Here is a 17,738-nt window from a genome sequence, read left to right as displayed (position 1 = left end):
AGTTGTATATTTCGGAAAACAGAGTCATGAAGCTTAAAACAATACTTTCCCTACTTGTCCTTTTGGTCGTTTTTCAGGCAAAAGCCCTGTATCTTCTTATCCCGATGGACGATACGCAGAAAGATCATTTAAAGGCCTACGGAATAGCCTACTGGACCCTGCAAAAAGATGTGGAAGTAAAGTGGCTGCTCAATTACCGGGGCGGCAGTTTCCTGTTGCAGCATTTTCCTGAAATTGAAAACGAATGCGTGATTCGCGGGGTGACTTTTGAAACCATTGCCGATGCGCAGGCCAGCGCTATCCTTTCCGAAATAGCACGCCCCGAAGTCAACCAGGATGCCATAAGCATGACAAAAGCGCCCAAAATTGCGGTGTATTCGCCGCCCAATAAACAACCCTGGGACGATGCGGTAACCCTGGTGCTGACCTATGCCGAGATTGATTACGATGTAATTTACGACGAAGAAATACTGGACGGGAAACTGGCCGATTACGACTGGCTGCACCTTCACCACGAAGATTTTACCGGGCAACACGGAAAATTCTGGCGTACCTACCAGCACATGCCCTGGTACCAGCAAGAAGTAAAAATAAACAACGAGCTGGCGCAAAAACTGGGTTTTCTGAAGGTTTCGGAAATGAAGTCGTTTGTGACCCGCGAAATTGACAAATATGTACTGAACGGCGGTTTCCTTTTTGCCATGTGCGCCGCTACCGACACATACGATATTTCGCTGGCGGCGGAGGGCGTGGATATTTGCCAGCCCATGTTCGACGGTGACTCGATGGACCCGGATGCCGATGAAAAACTGAATTTCCAACATACCTGTGCGTTCGAGAATTTTCACCTGGAAAAAAGCCCGAATGTGTACGAGTTTTCGGACATCGACGCTACCGAATCGCGGCGCAACAAAGTGGTGCGGGAAAACGATTTTTTCACGCTGTTTGAATTTTCGGCCAAGTGGGACCCCATCCCCACCATGTTGTGCCAGAACCACCGCAACCTGATCAAAGGTTTTATGGGACAAACCACGGCTTACCGCAAAGAAGTGGTAAAACCCAATGTGCTGGTGATGGGCGAGAACAAACCGGCACACGAAGCCCGCTACATTCACGGGGAAAAAGGCAAAGGCTTCTGGACTTTTTACGGAGGCCACGACCCGGAAGATTACCAGCACCTGATCGGCGATCCGCCAACCGATTTAAGCCTGCACCCCAACTCTCCGGGGTACCGCTTAATCCTGAACAACATTCTTTTCCCGGCCGCCAAAAAGAAGAAAAGGAAAACGTAACGGATTATACAATCAGTGGGATTTTAAAGAAGTCAGGTAGTATTCGGCTTACAAATTGTCCGGAGGAAAGGCTTTGTCATCATCGTTGATTGTTTGAATCCAGCCAATGAGTTCATCGAGGTACGACTCAATAATGCTCCAAACAATTTCATAATCAATTCCGAAATAATCGTGTACAATTCGATTGCGAAAGCCTCTTATTCGGTTCCATTCAATTTCAGGATTTCTATCCCTAAAATCAGGATCAATGCGATTGGCGGCTTCTCCAATGATCTCAAAATTTCGCACAACCGCATCAACAGTCTTGTCATCGGAAACAAATGAATCATAACCGATGCCTTTTGTGTACCGCTTAATCTTTAATGCGGATTGCAACATATCATCTAATAGCAACCGGGTATCTCGCTTAGACATAAATTAAATCAGAATTGATGGATTCCAGGTACTTCTCTTTTATTCCTTTTCTTGACACCAGATCAACCTTAACCCCTACTATTTCTTCCAAATCTTCCGCCAAATCAATGAATCGAATGCCAATTTTGTCTGAAAACTCCACAAGAATATCTAAATCACTGGAGTCGTTCTGTTCCCTACGCGAATAAGAACCAAAAATCGCCATTGATTTTATGGGATAATCCTTGAATAACCGGCTTTTATGATTACTCAATGTATTCTTGATTTCCTGTAAACTTCTCATATTTCAAAAGTACAAATTTTTAATCACTAAGATTATAACCGGCTACGTTAACAAAATTTACCGTCTTGCTAACGCGGATACAGGCTTGGCTGTGCAGAAAACCGGAATACTTCATTGCTATCAGCTGGTTTCTACTCTTTTTGTATCAATTCAATTGCCTTTTCCAAGGGTTCATCTCTTCCTTCCCTAATCCCCTGAATAGTAGGTTTTACCTCAATATCCGGAACTATGCCAATACGCTGAGTTCCTCTCCCATCAGGATAATAAACACCAATACCTGAAATCCCGGCTTTTAATCCGCCAGGTAAAGGGATAAATGATATATTTCCGTCAGCTCCTTGCGTCTGGCTGCCAATTACAACCGTATTATCTCCAGCCCTGAATGCCATAGCAGTAAGTTCGGCTAGACTTATGGTTTCTTCATTTACAAGGACGACTAATTTTCCTTGAAAATAATTTTCGGATATAGGTTTTTCAAAATCAAAAAAGCTATTACGGTTTCCTACCTTATAATTTAAAAAATAAACATTATTACTAAAATTGAATTCTCCCGGATTATTTAAATTTCCTGTTGTAAATTTCACAAAAGGCTTTCTTTTCGAAGTAAAAAATTCACCCAATGAAAAGTCCACACGAGAAGCAGGATAATTCCGAATATCAATGATGATACCTTTTGCATTCATAAAAGACTTTTTAATATGCGATATTTCTGTGTCTTTGATGGTTGCTAGTGTAATATATCCGATAAACATCGAATCATTATCAAGCATTATACTATCATAAGACAATTTGCTATTTGGTTCGTCCATATTCAAATCAGACCTTTGGTACATCGTTAACTCTTTTTCCTTTATTACTCCGGAAGAATTATAAACGATATGAATTGAATTATTATTCGAACGTACCAAATCCGTTGCCATGTAATACATTCTTGCTGCTTCGTTCGATGCCGGATAATATGCTTTGATACTGTCGATGATATACTCTATCTTTTTGCTGTCTATATGAGTTATGAAGTCGCCAATTTCCAAACCTGTAGTTTCTTTCAATCTCGGTTTGAAATAGTCAATAACCGTTAGGTTGTTTTCAATAAACCGAACCCGAAAAGGTGCATACTTTGTCCCTCTCAATGAGTCTATTTCATTTGTCCGAAGAGGTGCGTACCTTGTCCCTCTCAAAAAGCCAATTTCATCTGCTCCCATAAGAAATCTTGCGTGCGTATCATTGGTCTCGGCTGCAAGTTGAAGTATGGCCAATTGATATTCCAATGCCGATTTTGCGTTTATGAATACAGGGATATATTCTCTCAATACTTCATCCCATTTCTTATCCGTTAAATATTTATATGGAAAAAAATATTGGATGATGTTCCAGTACCGATACAAGGCCAATAACCGAAGATTTTTGTCGGGGAAAGAAGTTGAATAAGGTTCTTCGTTTAAAAATTCTGGATTACCATCATGATACGCCTTCTTAATATAGCAATGAGTTCCCTGGTGCCTGTTCTGATAGATTTTTTTTATCTTTTCTTTTAAGGCAGCACTGATATTTCCGTTTTCAACCCATAAAAAGTCAGGTTTCTGATAAGCACAGGCAGTTGTTTCTTTACTGGAAGTACATTCAGGCAATTCACCGTATCTTTCTATCCATCGAAGTAATGCTTTGTCCCGATACCTGGTACTGTTTACGTTTATATACTCTGGCAAAATCTGAAACAGTTCATCATCCCAATCATATTTACCTTTTCCAACTTCAGGGTGATGATACTTTAAAAAACCCCAAATTTTGCCCAATAAAGCCAGGTTCTGAATTAAGTCATCTGTTAATTCCGGCATTTCTGTATGTGTCCCTGAATCAGGCGCATTGTCAAAGTCAGCTTGGTAAGTCTTGTTTTTAGGTTGACAGCTTACTACAAATAATGACAATAGTATAATTAGTTTTATTCTCAATGTATTGGGAAATTTTAGGTTTCTAGCTTTCTAAAAATAAACATAATTTCTCTTCCTTGTTGGCAGGGTATAAAAGAAAACCCATATGCCAATCTAAGTGAAAAGCAGTCCTGTTAACTTTTTTGCCTCCCTGTAGTCATTTTTCGCATTCCTGTAGATTTTTGGAACGTCCTGTAAGTTTTTTTATCGCCCTGTAAGTTTTTTTTCAAATCCTATACAAATTTTTCCCGTCCTGTTTAACTGGAAGTGCCAAAAATGCAACAGGAAGGGTCAAGATCCAACAGGGCGCCCGACCTAAACACAGGGCGACCAAAAATCTTACAAGGGACAGCTTACCCGGCACTTCGTAGCGCGCTGTTAAGTTCCGACACTTTCAGTGTCAGTTTAAACGCCATTGATCCGCGTTTTTGTTCCATAGCCGTCATATTTCTATTAACAATTCACCTTCTCTTATTAACCTTTGCTTTCGGGCAACTACATTTCTAATACTTTTGCCCTCTCATCAAAAACTTTTGACAACAAAAACAACTATCTCATGAGCGGATTTTTTGGTAGTGTCTTGAAAAACGACTGTGTGGCCGATGTGTTTTACGGCACCGATTATCATTCCCACCTGGGAACCAAACGGGCCGGTATGGCCTTTCACTGTTCTGAAAAAGGATTTCAACGGGCTATTCACAGCCTCGAAGATGGCTATTTCAGAAACAAATTTGAAAATGACATTGCCGGATTCAAAGGCAATTGCGGTATTGGCGTAATCAGCGACAGCGAAGCGCAACCCATACTGGTAACTTCTCATCTGGGCCGCTTTGCAGTGGCAACGGTAAGCAAAATTGTAAACATTGATGAGCTGGAAGAGCAGTTTATGCAAATGCGCCGCACTTTTTCGGAAACCAGCCAGGGCTCGGTGAATCCTACCGAATTAGTGGCCATGCTGATTGCCGAAGGCGAGGATTTTGTGGCCGGTATTGAAAATGTTTTCAAGCGTATTAAAGGATCTTGCTCGATGATGATCCTGACCGAAAACGGAATTATTGCAGCGCGCGACAAACTGGGCCGAACTCCCATTATCGTTGGGAAAAAAGAAAACGGCTACGGCTTAACTTTTGAAACCTGTGCATTCCCCAACCTGGGCTACGAAGTAGAAAAATACCTTGGTCCGGGAGAAATTGTTTCGGTAACTGCCGACGGTTGCGAACAGTTGCGCAAACCCAGCGAAAAAATGCAGATTTGCTCGTTTCTGTGGGTGTATTACGGATATCCGCCATCGTTTTACGAAGGAATAAATGTGGACGAAAGCCGCTACCGTTGTGGTGCTGCCCTTGCAAAAGACGACAATGCAAAGGCCGATTTTGTGGCCGGAATTCCGGATTCAGGAGTCGGACATGCGATGGGCTACAGCAACGAAAAGCGAATCCCGCTCAAACGCCCCTACTCGAAATACACCCCCACCTGGCCGCGAAGCTTTATGCCTCAAAACCAAAACATGCGCGATTTGGTGGCCAAAATGAAACTGATTCCGAATAATTCAATTCTGAAAGGAAACAGCGGCGTATTTCTCGACGACTCAATTGTTCGCGGAACCCAGCTGAAGGACAATGTAACCGACCTGCATGCTGCCGGAATCAGCGAAGTACACGTGCGCATTGCCTGTCCTCCCCTCACCTATCCGTGCGAATTTCTGAACTTCAGCCGTTCGCGTTCCAACTTCGACCTGGCAACTTACAAGGCTGTTGCCCAGCTTGAGAATAAAACGGAAGAAGAGATGATTGGCTACGACATGTCGGAGTATTCTGACAGCAATTCGCCCAAGCACCAGGCAATGGTGGAGCAAATCTGCAAAAACCTGAACCTGACAACGCTGAAATTTCAGAAATTAGAGGATTTGGTGGAAGCAATTGGACTTCCGAAAGAAAAACTTTGCACGCACTGCTGGGACGGCTCGAGTCATTTTTAGTGTCGGGATTACTGTGGTCTGATTAAAAGAATTAGAAATAACCCGATTGCGTCTCTCGATTGTCAGGGATTGCCATAACGGCGTCGCCAGACAGCTAGACTTGCGAGGATTGGCTTATTGCAACAGTTTTTCGTGCCGTTGCAGCAGGTGTAGGATAAACTCAGGCCAGTCGTTTGACTTTCGAATCAGCCCTTCCCGATAAAACGTTTTGTAGAAAAAGGGCCTGACATGGAAGTACTTTTCGGACCGAAGAAACAATAAAAAAGCTGCCTGGCGAGGCAGCTTTTTTATAATTTGTATGTTTATTATCTCTAATAAATATCCCAGAACAATTTTGTACTCATTTTATCACCACCAATAGCTGCGGCTGCAGCGGCATAGTTTGTTGAGTTGTATTGCTGTTCGTTTGTTGGGTAAGTAAAACGAACCGGAATAGATGTAACACCGGTTGGAGGGCTTGGAGGCATTACCAATACTGACGGGTAATCCAATCTCCGCCAGAAAGTATAACCAATAAAGCCTCTGGTATACATGGCCAACCAGGCTTGTGTACCAATCGCATCTTTCCATACGTCATAGGAAGAATAGGATTGTGAAGCTAAATAGGTTTCAGCTTCAGCCTCTGTACCTCCCCATTGTATAATGGAAGCCGTAACACCTGCATTATAGTAGGTTTCAGCGTCGGCACCCACATTCCAATTACGGGCAGCAGCTTCGGCCAGGTAGAACTGAACCTCATCAAAAGTCATGAAGAAGCCAGGGAAATCGGGTTCTTCCAAGGCTGCATCGTAATGTACTTTTGTACTGTACGAACCGCCAGATGCACCGTAATCGGTCGTAATACCGGTCTCAAGATTATCAAAGTAATTGTCAATCCTGGGGTCTTCAATGGTTCTCATTAAATCAACCATACCCGTAACCATCACAAAATCATGACGTCCACTGGCTACCAAATCATTGTAAAGTTCATTTACATAAGGCAATGATTTTTCGTACGGGAAGAATGCACTTTCGCTTTGACTGGCAAAAACACCATCATAATGTGCTTCGACGGTTGATTTCCCTAAAGCAGACAAGGGACCATCGGCAATACCAATACCCAGCTTCACCAATAAGCTATGTCCGAATTTAATCCAGGATGCCACATCTCCGTCATAAATCAAATCAGCCGTACCAAAACTTTCATCAGAATCATCAAGGGCAGCGACAGCGGCTTCGGCACGGGCAATTAAATCTTTATAGATTGTTTGCGCATCATCATAGGCGGGCGTGTAATTATCCTTGTCTAAAGCTTCGCTATAAGGGATATCACCAAAAATATCCACCAAACGTTGGTATACAAAAACATTTACCAATTCAATAACTGCCAGCTGATTTGCCTTCACAGCCTGCTTTGACTCCAGGTTAGGCTCAGTAAGCGTCTGCCCGTCAATAATTTCATACGCATCTTTTAAATCGTATAAAGCAGCATAAAACACCCTGAAAATCTGTTCCGGAATTTCACGGCTTGTAATGTTATAGTTCGCTTCATCCCTGTACGAACGCTCTGTCCAATACTGGGCCATCAGCTTCCAAATATTGTAATTAACGTTTGTACTGGATAGTTGATCAATAATTTCTATTTGTGCATTGGTAAGCAAAACGCTTGCACTTACTTCTTCCGGCCGGGTCGTGTCAACGTTCATTTCTGTGAAATCATCAGTACATGCAAACAGAAACCCCAGAAAAAGTACAACTATATATAATTTTCTATTTCTCATTTTTACAACGTATTAAAAATTAACATTTAATGTAAAACCAATATTGCGCGTTGATGGCATTACACCACTTTGCCAACCTTGAATATTTCCTGCACCTTGAGAAGTCTCCGGATCTGCGTAAGGAAGGTTTTTATGAATAATCCACAAGTTTGAACCAACCAATGCAATTGAAGCGTCCTGAATAAAGATGTTATCAAAAAGTGATTTAGGCAAGTTATAAGTAACCGACAATTCTCTCAACTTCACATAGCTGGCGTCGTAAATAAACAAAGCATTGGGCGCATAATATGATCCAACAGGCGTATAATACGTTCCCATATCTTCTGAACGTACCGTATTTGGTGCGCCGTCAGCAGTTACTCCTTTAAGTATCACACCACCACCATCAGCGACATAATTACGTACGGGGTTTCCAAGGTCGTTCAAACCTGCACTTTCCTTATACAAACCTGTAGACGAACCGTACCAATGGTCTAACGAGAATACATCTCCACCATGTTTCCAGTCGATTAAGAAACTAAGTCTAAGATTTTTATAACTGAACGTATTACGGAGACCGCCAATCCAATCCGGGTTTACATCTCCAATGATCTGGTCTGATGCGCTAACATCGTAATACCCATCCGTTACAATCCGGTGGGCTTCATCTTTAATGTCATTATAGTAAACAAAGTCAGTACCATGAATGGTTCCCATAGCTTGGCCTTTTACAGCATTAACAGTAACACCTCCCTGCAAATCAGCAAGTTGCAATTTCTCCAAACCTTCAGCCAGGTCAATAACCTTGTTTTTATTTTTCGACCAGTTTAGGGCTACATCCCATGTAAAACCACGTTGTTTTACAGGTGTTGCATTCAGCATTATTTCAACACCTTTATTGCTAACTTCTCCGGCATTTACGAATTTGAAGCTCGAACCTGTAGCATAGGAAATTGCTGCCGGCATAATCTGATCAACGGTTCTGTTGTCGTAGATAGCCAAATCAAGACCCAAGCGGTTTTTCACAAAGTTCAGAGTTAAACCTGCTTCCAAACTTTTTGTCCTTTCCGATTTTAACTCTTTATTATTTATTGTATTACTGTTTGATGCAACTCCATTTCCGCTAAAAGGATAGTATTGGTCGTAAGTATTAAATAAACTGGCAAAAGGAGCATCGTTACCCACTTCAGCATAGTTTAAACGCACTTTACCAAAGCTAAACCAATCTTTATCAATGAACTTTGTAAAAATAAAGCTACCGGTAGCTGATGGATACACATAAGTCTGATTGTCTTTGGGCAAAGTAGAAGCCTGGTCAACACGAACCGAACCTTCAAGAAATAAAATATCGTTGTACCCCAATGATGCATTTGCAAAATAACCATTCACCTGGATCTTTGGTGCATGCTCTATCGGCAATTCCAACGGAGATGCTGTATTGGCAAGCGAATAAATTCCTTCAACTGCCAAACCGCCGTTTGTGGACGCCCAAAAATCGGAAGAGTTTTGTTTACGAATGTTTGTACCTACCAAACCTGCTAAGTTCAACTTCTCGGTAATGTCTTTATTGAAATTGGCCATCAAATCGAAGTTGTACTCCGAAAAGTCACCTCTTTTCACCGAATAACCCGACGATGTATCGTTATACCCAACACCAAAAGCCTCTGCAATGGAACCTACAGCAAGTCTCTCTTCTTCAAGGAAAGAATAATAATCTACAGATACACGCCCCGTAAATGTCAGGAAGTCGGCAACTTGCCAATCGAACTTGGTATAACCGATGAAGCGGCTACGTGAGTCGGTTTGATAGTTCCGGTAACGTTGCCAATATGGGTTATTCCAATAGGCCGGGCTGGTATCGCCTGGCTCGTTCATGTTCCAGGTAACATTTACCCCCAATTGCTCATATGCCCTTTTCTGCTCAAGAATATCAACATTGGTTTGCCACCACTGGCGGAACCCTGAAATCAGGTTGCCAGAATAACCGGTAATGTTTCTTCCTTTCGTTTCGGTTTTAATGAAATTGGCAAAAGACGACACTTTCAATTTAGAGGTAATATCGTAACTACCGGAAAAGCTAAAATTGTTTTTATCCAGCTCACTGTTTGGCATAATACCACCTTGCTGCAGATTCTGGTAAGAAAACCGGTAGGTTAAATTATCGCTGCCGCCAGTAACCTGAATTGAGTTAGACTTCGTAGTTGCCGTTTCAAAAAATTCGATCGGATCGTTTTTAGCAGCCACCCAAGGTGTTGCTTTACCGTAGGTATCTAAGCCAGGCCAGAATGCATTCCATTGGTAAACATTTAAACCTGCATCGAAAGGTTCTCCCATTGATGCATCTTCATAAGTAGGAACAATGTATTCATCAGTCCCGTCATCGTTCCAGTCCCAGTACTCAAGTCCCGGATAATCTGAATCACTGTACCAGTCTAAACCATAACCGGCACCGTATTCTTTTTGGTACTCAGGGAATGTACTTTTATCTACAAATCCAAGGGTAACATTTCCGGTATAAGATACCCCCAGGTTTTTCCCTTTAGCTCCCTTTTTAGTTGTTATAAGAATCACTCCATTCGCAGCTCTCGATCCGTAAAGGGCAGTCGCCGCTGCTCCTTTTAATACCGAAATCGACTCAATATCATTAGGATTAATATCAGAAGCAGTGCTACCGTAGTCGTATCCACGGCCTCCTCTTTTCTGATACGAATCATTCATAATGGTATTGTCAATCGGCACTCCGTCGACAACAAACAAAGCCTGGTTGTTTCCAGTTAATGAAGCTGATCCACGAACGATAACGTTTGTAGATCCACCAAAGTTTGTGTTTGTTTTTATGTCAAGCCCGGCAACTTTACCTGAAAGGGCCGAGGTAAAATCAGCTCCTTTTATTGTGCTGATTTCTTCTCCACCTACTTGCTGCACAGAGTAGCCTAAAGATTTCCTTTCTCTGGAAATGCCAAGAGCGGTAACAACCACCTCGTCAACTCCAATAATCGCATTTTCCATCTTCACGGCAAAATTGGTTTGTGAACCAATTTCAACTTCGAGATTTTTCATCCCGATAAAGCTAAATAGTAAATATCTAGCATCATTCGGAACAGTCAATTCAAACAGACCATCCAGATTGGTAACTGTTCCAAGGGTTGTTCCCTTTACTGAAACCGATACTCCGGGTATTGGCATATTATCCTCAGCAGAAGTAACCGTACCGGTTAAACTCTTCGTTTGAGCATTCACCAAATTCCCCATGAAAAAGAGAATCGATAAAAGAATCGCAATTTTTTTCATAGAAATAATTTTAGTTATTAATAAACAGCTATAAACATTAAAGTTTCTTTCAAACAGTGCTTTCCGGAACATAGTCCCGGTATTTATTTTGAGTCAAACGCTTAGAGTATTATATTAACTTTTCTGATCTGAAGGGCAAGAGCTAAAAAAAACCGGGAGGCATTGAAAATTCCTACGAAGGGTAATAGTGAGTATATGCAGAGTAAGCGCCCCCCGGCTATTCGTTCCTTTAAGTTGCAATTTTTTCAATAATAAAATTCTGGAAAAACAATGAATGTTTCCTAGATACCCCTTCATAGAAACAGTTTTAAAAAATAATTAAACAGCGTATAAATAAAGTTGACTCTTTGTTAGGATTCCCCCAAATCCTTTAATCACAAATCATCTTAGTGTTAATTGTTAAAATCGGTATTAAATGGTTAATTTTTTTAACAATTACAAAAGTGTGAAAAAAAAACAATTTTTAAAACAAATTGAAAGTATTTTTCAACAAACATTACTAATACATAAGAAACAAGGTCCATTAAAATACTTTTCATAAATAGTTCACAAAGGACTCTCTACAACGGCAATAAGAATATGATTTAAATACATTGCTTATTGCTATACGTTTCCTAAATCAAAAATTTGCCTGGAGTTTTTCTGGACCTACCCTGCATCCCAACAAGAGCGGGCCAACTTTTCATCAGCCCACTCTTTTCTGTCATCAAAATGTTATCTAACACTTAACAATACACAAATAAGCGTATTGAATCTTTTTTAATTCTTTGTTAGTACAAAATCATATGCCCCCCAGGAGCCTTGATCAACACCAATGGTAAATGTCATTTTGTAGGTACCGTCACAAGTGTTAAGTTCTCCAAATCCCTGGTAATTGTATCCTGTATACGGGAGTCCCCACGGTGCCACATCGGAAGCCAAAACGGTTTTTTCTGCGTCTACAGAATAGTCCAGTTCGTTAATGATCATTTTTAACGGTCCCTTATCCTCGTTAAGACCTTCAATTGCTGCCAAACCAGAGACATATACTATGTACTCATTTTCCGGATCTACAGTTATGGTAACATTCCCGTCTAAGCCCCAGCCATCGCTTACGGCATGATAGCTGCCAGAAGCCATCTCAGGATTATAGGCACAAACCACTGCTGCGTTAAAAGCGGCACTGGAAAAGTAGCTTTCTTGCCCTTGAATGGTAACGATTTCAAAGGTAAACACATCAGCCAGCTCTACAGAAGCCAAGGATATTCCCAACTTAGCAGCCACATCCTTCAGTGTCAGTTTGATTGTTGACGGAAAGCTGCTAATTCTTGTCATTTCAGTCCTCTTCTTATCTCCATTGTAAGAGGCTACTACGACCGCCTCACTAACCGATGATTCGGTGATATCCAAAGTGAATTGAACGAAAGTATTTTCCAGATCATTGGAGTCATAAACTGCGGGGTTTAGATCGACTATTGCAGGTACTACTCCAACACCTCTTACTCCTGCAGGATCGTCAACATCGGTTTCACAGGATGAAAAGGTCAGAATCAGAGTGGCTATCAAGCCGAATATTTTAATTTTTTTCATATCTCAATTGTTTTATATTGATAATAAATCATTCTTAACGCGTACCTCCAGCCCACCATACTTTTTCAGTATAAACGTAATTTCCATCGCCATAAGCTTCGCGCACATTTTTATTGGTAGTTACATCACTATTACCATAGGTAAAACGCTGCGGGAATTGGTTGGCAGAGTTCTTCGGATTGTCTAACTTAATGACATTATTGCCCATGGCAACCAGCCGGCGATAATCGCAATAGGCCTCAACAGCTTCTTCTTCAAAAAAAGCAATGTATTTCTGGTTCATTACCTCAGACAATGGATTACTACCAAACTTGGGCAAAACATTGTCTTCAAAGTATGTTATTGCATCTTCTTCCGTAAGGCCTATGTTAACTTTCTGGAATGCTGCCGTTACTGCATTTTTCAATGCTGCTTCAGCATCTTCCAGTTCATTTAATCTTACGTAAGCTTCAGCCTTAAGAAATTCAACTTCATGGTAACTCATCAGGTAGGTTGGCGCGGTTTTCTCCGTGATTGCTGAAATACTGTAATTCCCCTGAACCTGAACTGGAGTACCATTGGGCGCTAGTATAAATTCACCTGAATTTGGATGAGGTTTCCAGAAGATATCAATTCTAGGGTCGTTACGTTCATTAAGCTTATCATAAAGGCTTTGACTGGCGCCGAAGTAGTCCCGGTCGGTATAGAACTTATAAAAAGGACTGATTGCAGTGCTGCCATTGTAGTTGAGCTGTGCCTGCTCATCACTGGAGGCAAAGGACTGATTGGCGAAGCTGATTACATTTTCGTATGCAGCATTCTTCAAAGACAGCCGCATGGTATACCGCGCTTTTAACCCATAAGTAAATTTTTTCCATAGATCAATGTCACCATCGTATATGAAATCCTGGTCTCCCAGCGAAGGAAAGCTACTTTCCTTATTGAAGTTGGCGATGGCATCATCGAGCAATTTTAAAACTTCGGTATAAATGTCCTCCTGCTTGTCAAGCACCGGAGTAAAAATAAAGCCCGGCTGCAAGGCTTCAGTCCAGGGAACATCACCCATTAAATCGGTAAGCGTCGCCAGGTTATGTGCAGTCAGGGCCTGAGCAATACCAAGAGTATGGTAATTACCTTCTTCGGAGCCGCCTTCTGAACACTTATTGATAATAACCTTTAAGTTGTAAAGGTTTTGATAAATAGAATTCCATGAGTTGTTGTAGGTAGTGGCACTAATAGGTTCCCCGGAGCGGATTTCTGCGTTATAGCTTTGGTTCCATATTCCAACGTTGTGCTCAATGTAAACCGAAGCATAGAAAGCCAGGTCGCTTCCCGTAATGCTGAATGCAGAGGTTACCATGGCATCTGTAATAATTAGATTCGACCCCACATCGACTGGGTCGTTTACGTTTTTATTGATATCATCCATGGTGTCTTCTGAGCATGACCAGACTGCAACAAGCAGTAGTCCTGACAAAAGGATATTTAATATCTTTCTCATAATTTTCAGTTTTTAATGTTAGAATGTTATTTCGAAACCAAATCCATAACTGGTGGTTTGTGGCAGCGAGAACCTTTCGAAAGAACCCCCCATGTTGTTGTTCCCCTGTGAGGTTTCCGGATCCAAGTTACGCAAAGCCGTCCAAATGAGAATATTCCTGGTGTACAGAGAAACACCCACATTCAGTGTTTTATAAATTGGTTTGGCAAATTTGTATCGTAGAGACAATTCACGCAATTTTATAAAAGAGTTTTCGTGAATGTAATATTCGTCGATATTTGAAAGTACGTTGGTGTATAAATCCTGAAGCGCATCTGGATCGTTCGGACCTCCCCGTACGATATCGTTCGGCGTGCCGTCTGGTTTTACCCCTTTGAAAACAAAGGTTGATTCCCTGTCTTCTGTAACTTTTGATACGCCGTAAAGATCGAGTAGACCATTCGATCCGGAATACATTTCACCTCCGTTTTTCCATTCAAAAACTGCGGTTAACGAAAGATTCTTGTAGGTGAAGCTATTGGTTGCGCCCAGAATAAAATCAGGCGAAACTTCTCCGATAACATCAGGATCGCCTGTCTTAGGCATCCCATGATTCCATGCTCCCGGGCTGTCTTCGACAACTATGTTGCCGGCATCGTCTTTCACAAATGAAACCCCATAAATAACCGGATAGGTATTTCCAATACCGGCACGAACCTGCGGCGTAACAAAGCCTCCCAAGAAGATGCTTTCAACGCCTTCCGCCAGTTCGAGAACATTGTTCTCAACAGCAGCAAAATTGAAACTCATATCCCATTGAAAGTCGCGAGCTTTTATCGGAGTTACGTAAAGCATTACTTCGTGAGAGTTAGTTCGCACAGCTCCTCCATTCATTACCAGTGATGACGCGCCAGTTGAGCCGGCAAGCGGAACAGCAAAAATCTGATCTGTTACTTCCTGGCGGGAATAGGTATAATCCACACCGAAACGGTTGTTAAAGAATTTCAGATCGACACCCAGCTCATAGGACTCCGTATTCTGCGGCTTCAGCTTCGGATCGTATTGAGTGGTATTAGGCACATATGAATTAATACCACCAATTGGGTATTGGATGGGTTCTGTCCCCCAGAATCCACCTCCATAACCGGGAGTTACGAAATAGTTTTCGTAGTAACGACCAGCCTGCCCAACTTCGGCATATGAGGCCCTGAGCTTGGCAAATGAAAGCCACGATGCATTTTGAATTGCGGGTATTTCTGTAAGTACAAAACCCAGTGAAACTGATGGGTAGAAGAATGTGCGGTTATTTCGTGGCATTCCAGAAACAATATCGTTGCGCCCCGTGGCATTCAGAAACAGCATCGATCTCCACGAAAGGGCAAGGCTGCCAAATATCCCCACATCGCGCGATTTACTTTGCGACTCGTCGGCAGTAACAATGCTGGCATTTCCAATATGGTTCCAACCACCAAAGTTAAAAGCAGTTCCGGTTTCAGAGTAACCTTTTGACATACTATTATTTAACTCATTACCAATCATGGCGCTCAATTCCAATTCACTGTTGATTGTCCAGTCGAAGTTGGCCGTTGCGGTGGAGTTAAATAAAGTATAGGTGGTTCCATAGTTGTTTATTTCACCTGTTTTCGACCGAGCTGCACTTCCGTAGCCAAAGATATCCTGAAGGTGTGTGGTGTAAGTATCGGCACCAGCTTGGTAACGAATGCTTAAATTCATACCATCAGCCAAAGGTGTTACGAAATTTATATAACCATTTCCGAAGAAACGCTCTGTTCTTTCATTGAATTTATTGTTATCCGGTATCCAGTATGAGTTGTCGAAAGAGCCTCCGCGGAAATAGATCTGCCGATAAGGATCACCTGGATAATGATAAGGAGTACCTTTCAAGTCATAACTACGCGGAGCCGCCAGGATTCCGGTAAGTGACCCGTCGTTGGCTCCGGATAATTTGTCGATATCGCTTTTAGAATAATTGGCACTATAACCTACTTTGAAGTTTTTATTTAGGTTTCGCTCACCTGCAGCTTTTGCGTTGTATCGTGTCATCCCGGTCGCAAGAGCAATACCGCTTTGGTCGGTCACACTTAGGCCAAGGGAAAAGTTGCCTTCCTGGGTTGCTTGTGAAACATTCACATTATTCGAAGTTGTATAGCCGGTCTGGAAATAGTCCTCCCAACTGTTATAGACCTGTGGAGTTGCCCATGGGTTTAACCCAGCCTGTTCTCGTTGGGGAACATAGAATTTTCCCTGCTGCATTCCGTCTCTCTGCGTATATGTATTGTCTGTGTTGCCCCCATATTTCGGATCGTTGGGCAGATCTTTGATTTTGGGCCCCCAAGAAAAGGACATTGTGGGAGAATATTGCCCATAACTTCCCTGCGCATAGGTTGTCTGATAATCCGGAGTACGGGATACCACATCAAAACTACTGTTATGCGTTATCGTGACAACCGGCTTACCGACTGCCATTCCGCGACCACTTTTGGTGGTGATCAGAATTACTCCGTTGGAGGCACGAATACCGTAAAGTGCGGCAGCTGCCTGCCCTTTCAAAATGTCAATGCTTTCAATATCGGCAGGATTGATGTCAATCGCGCGATTGGCGATGTCTGTACCTGTTACACTGTTGCCGGTTGAGTAGGGAGACGTTGAGGCAATGGGCATACCGTCCACTACGTACAAAGGAGTGTTGTTCCCCGTAAACGAACGTGCCCCCCTGATAACCATCTGAGAGGATGCGCCAGGCATACCACTGGAGGGTTTAATGTCAACACCCGCAATTTTTCCCTGCATGGCTCCAAGCAGGCTGGCATTACCCGTTCTAACAAGCTCTTCCTCTCCTACCGCCTGAACTGAATACCCAAGCGCTTTCTTGTCTTTCTGGATACCCAAGGCAGTAACAACCACCTCATCAACACCGATTGCCTGCGGTTGTAATACAACATTAATAACAGTTCTTTCGCCAATGGCAAACTCTTGAGTTGCCATGCCAATAAAAGAGAAAACCAAGGTTTGTGCCTCCAGGGGAGCTTTCAGTGTATACTCACCGTCAATGTTAGTAATAGTCCCTAAGGTTGTACCTTTTACTGCAACCGACACCCCGGGAATTGGCTTACTATCCTCTGACGAGGTAACCGTTCCTGTTATGGTCCTCGTCTGAGCATTTACCACCAAATTTCCCATGAAAAGGAGAATCGATAAAAGAATCGCAATTTTTTTCATAGAAATAATTTTAGTTATTAATAAACAGCTATAAACATTAAAGTTTCTTTCTAAACAGCGCGTTACGGGATATAATCCCAGTATTTTGAATCGAAAACTAGAGTATTATGTTGATTTCACCGATCTGAGGAGCTGGCAACAAACAAAAAAACCGGGAGGCTTTGAAAATTCCTACGAAGGGTAATAGTGAGTATATGCAGAGTGAGCGCCCCCCGGCTATTCATTTCTTTCAGTCGCAATCGCTTCAATACTAAAATTTTGGAAAAACAATGGATGCCACCTAAATACCCCTTCATAGAAACAGTTTTAAAAAGTAATTAAACAGCTTATAAATAAAGTTGACACTTTGTCTGAATTCCCCAATCCTCTAATTGCAAATCGCCCTAGCACTAATTGTCACAAACGACTCCAAATAATTATACTTTCAAGAATTAGGAATGCGCACAAAAACCATACAGCACAAACTGAAAGCACCTCTTTACCAGCATCATCAAAATCTAATAACCAAAGCTCAATTAAATCTTTCCTATGACGCCAAAATATAA

At 42.0% G+C, this 17,738-nt stretch carries 10 protein-coding genes; 2 read left to right on the top strand and 8 right to left on the bottom strand.

What is annotated here, in order from left to right; all coding sequences use genetic code 11:
* The first annotated feature begins 26 nt into the window (after positions 1 to 26).
* Positions 27 to 1,292, top strand: a complete 1,266-nt coding sequence (locus D1614_RS17100) for an asparagine synthetase B (protein ID WP_119439191.1) — start codon at positions 27 to 29, stop codon at positions 1,290 to 1,292.
* Between the two features lie 48 nt (positions 1,293 to 1,340).
* Here D1614_RS17100 and D1614_RS17095 read toward each other — a convergent pair whose 3' ends face one another.
* From D1614_RS17095 to D1614_RS17085, 3 genes are all read right to left on the bottom strand, one after another.
* Positions 1,341 to 1,706 (bottom strand): HepT-like ribonuclease domain-containing protein, encoded by a 366-nt coding sequence (locus tag D1614_RS17095; RefSeq protein WP_119439190.1) that lies wholly within the window; start codon positions 1,704 to 1,706, stop codon positions 1,341 to 1,343.
* On the bottom strand, positions 1,699 to 1,989 hold the full coding sequence (locus D1614_RS17090; RefSeq protein ID WP_119439189.1) for a nucleotidyltransferase family protein: 291 nt from the start codon (positions 1,987 to 1,989) through the stop codon (positions 1,699 to 1,701). Before D1614_RS17090 ends, D1614_RS17095 begins: the two co-directional genes overlap by 8 nt.
* A gap of 131 nt (positions 1,990 to 2,120) precedes the next feature.
* Positions 2,121 to 3,914 (bottom strand): S41 family peptidase, encoded by a 1,794-nt coding sequence (locus tag D1614_RS17085; RefSeq protein WP_194086713.1) that lies wholly within the window; start codon positions 3,912 to 3,914, stop codon positions 2,121 to 2,123.
* A 559-nt stretch (positions 3,915 to 4,473) separates the two neighbouring features.
* Between D1614_RS17085 and D1614_RS17080 the strand changes: the two genes are divergently transcribed.
* Positions 4,474 to 5,895 carry an amidophosphoribosyltransferase gene (locus D1614_RS17080; protein WP_119439232.1) on the top strand — a complete coding sequence of 474 codons (1,422 nt, stop codon included), beginning with the start codon at positions 4,474 to 4,476 and terminating at the stop codon, positions 5,893 to 5,895.
* 311 nt (positions 5,896 to 6,206) lie between these two features.
* Here the strand turns inward: D1614_RS17080 and D1614_RS17075 are convergent, their stop codons facing one another.
* The 5 genes from D1614_RS17075 to D1614_RS17055 all read right to left on the bottom strand — a co-directional run bounded on the left by D1614_RS17075 (position 6,207) and on the right by D1614_RS17055 (position 17,193).
* Positions 6,207 to 7,655: a SusD/RagB family nutrient-binding outer membrane lipoprotein gene (locus D1614_RS17075; RefSeq protein WP_119439187.1), complete on the bottom strand. Its 1,449-nt coding sequence runs from the start codon at positions 7,653 to 7,655 to the stop codon at positions 6,207 to 6,209.
* A gap of 12 nt (positions 7,656 to 7,667) precedes the next feature.
* A complete protein-coding gene (locus D1614_RS17070) occupies positions 7,668 to 10,925 on the bottom strand; it encodes a SusC/RagA family TonB-linked outer membrane protein (RefSeq protein WP_119439231.1) in 3,258 nt (1,085 codons plus the stop codon).
* Positions 10,926 to 11,684: 759 nt separating this feature from the next.
* Positions 11,685 to 12,470 (bottom strand): hypothetical protein, encoded by a 786-nt coding sequence (locus D1614_RS17065; RefSeq protein WP_147384294.1) that lies wholly within the window; start codon positions 12,468 to 12,470, stop codon positions 11,685 to 11,687.
* A gap of 58 nt (positions 12,471 to 12,528) precedes the next feature.
* Positions 12,529 to 13,974: a SusD/RagB family nutrient-binding outer membrane lipoprotein gene (locus tag D1614_RS17060; RefSeq protein ID WP_119439185.1), complete on the bottom strand. Its 1,446-nt coding sequence runs from the start codon at positions 13,972 to 13,974 to the stop codon at positions 12,529 to 12,531.
* 18 nt (positions 13,975 to 13,992) lie between these two features.
* Entirely contained in the window at positions 13,993 to 17,193 is a 3,201-nt protein-coding gene (locus D1614_RS17055) for a SusC/RagA family TonB-linked outer membrane protein (protein WP_119439184.1), read from the bottom strand.
* Positions 17,194 to 17,738 lie beyond the last annotated feature (545 nt).

The organism is Maribellus luteus, assembly GCF_003576475.1.
Lineage (GTDB): Bacteria > Bacteroidota > Bacteroidia > Bacteroidales > Prolixibacteraceae > Draconibacterium > Draconibacterium luteum.
This window is presented reverse-complemented; position numbering and strand designations above follow the sequence as displayed.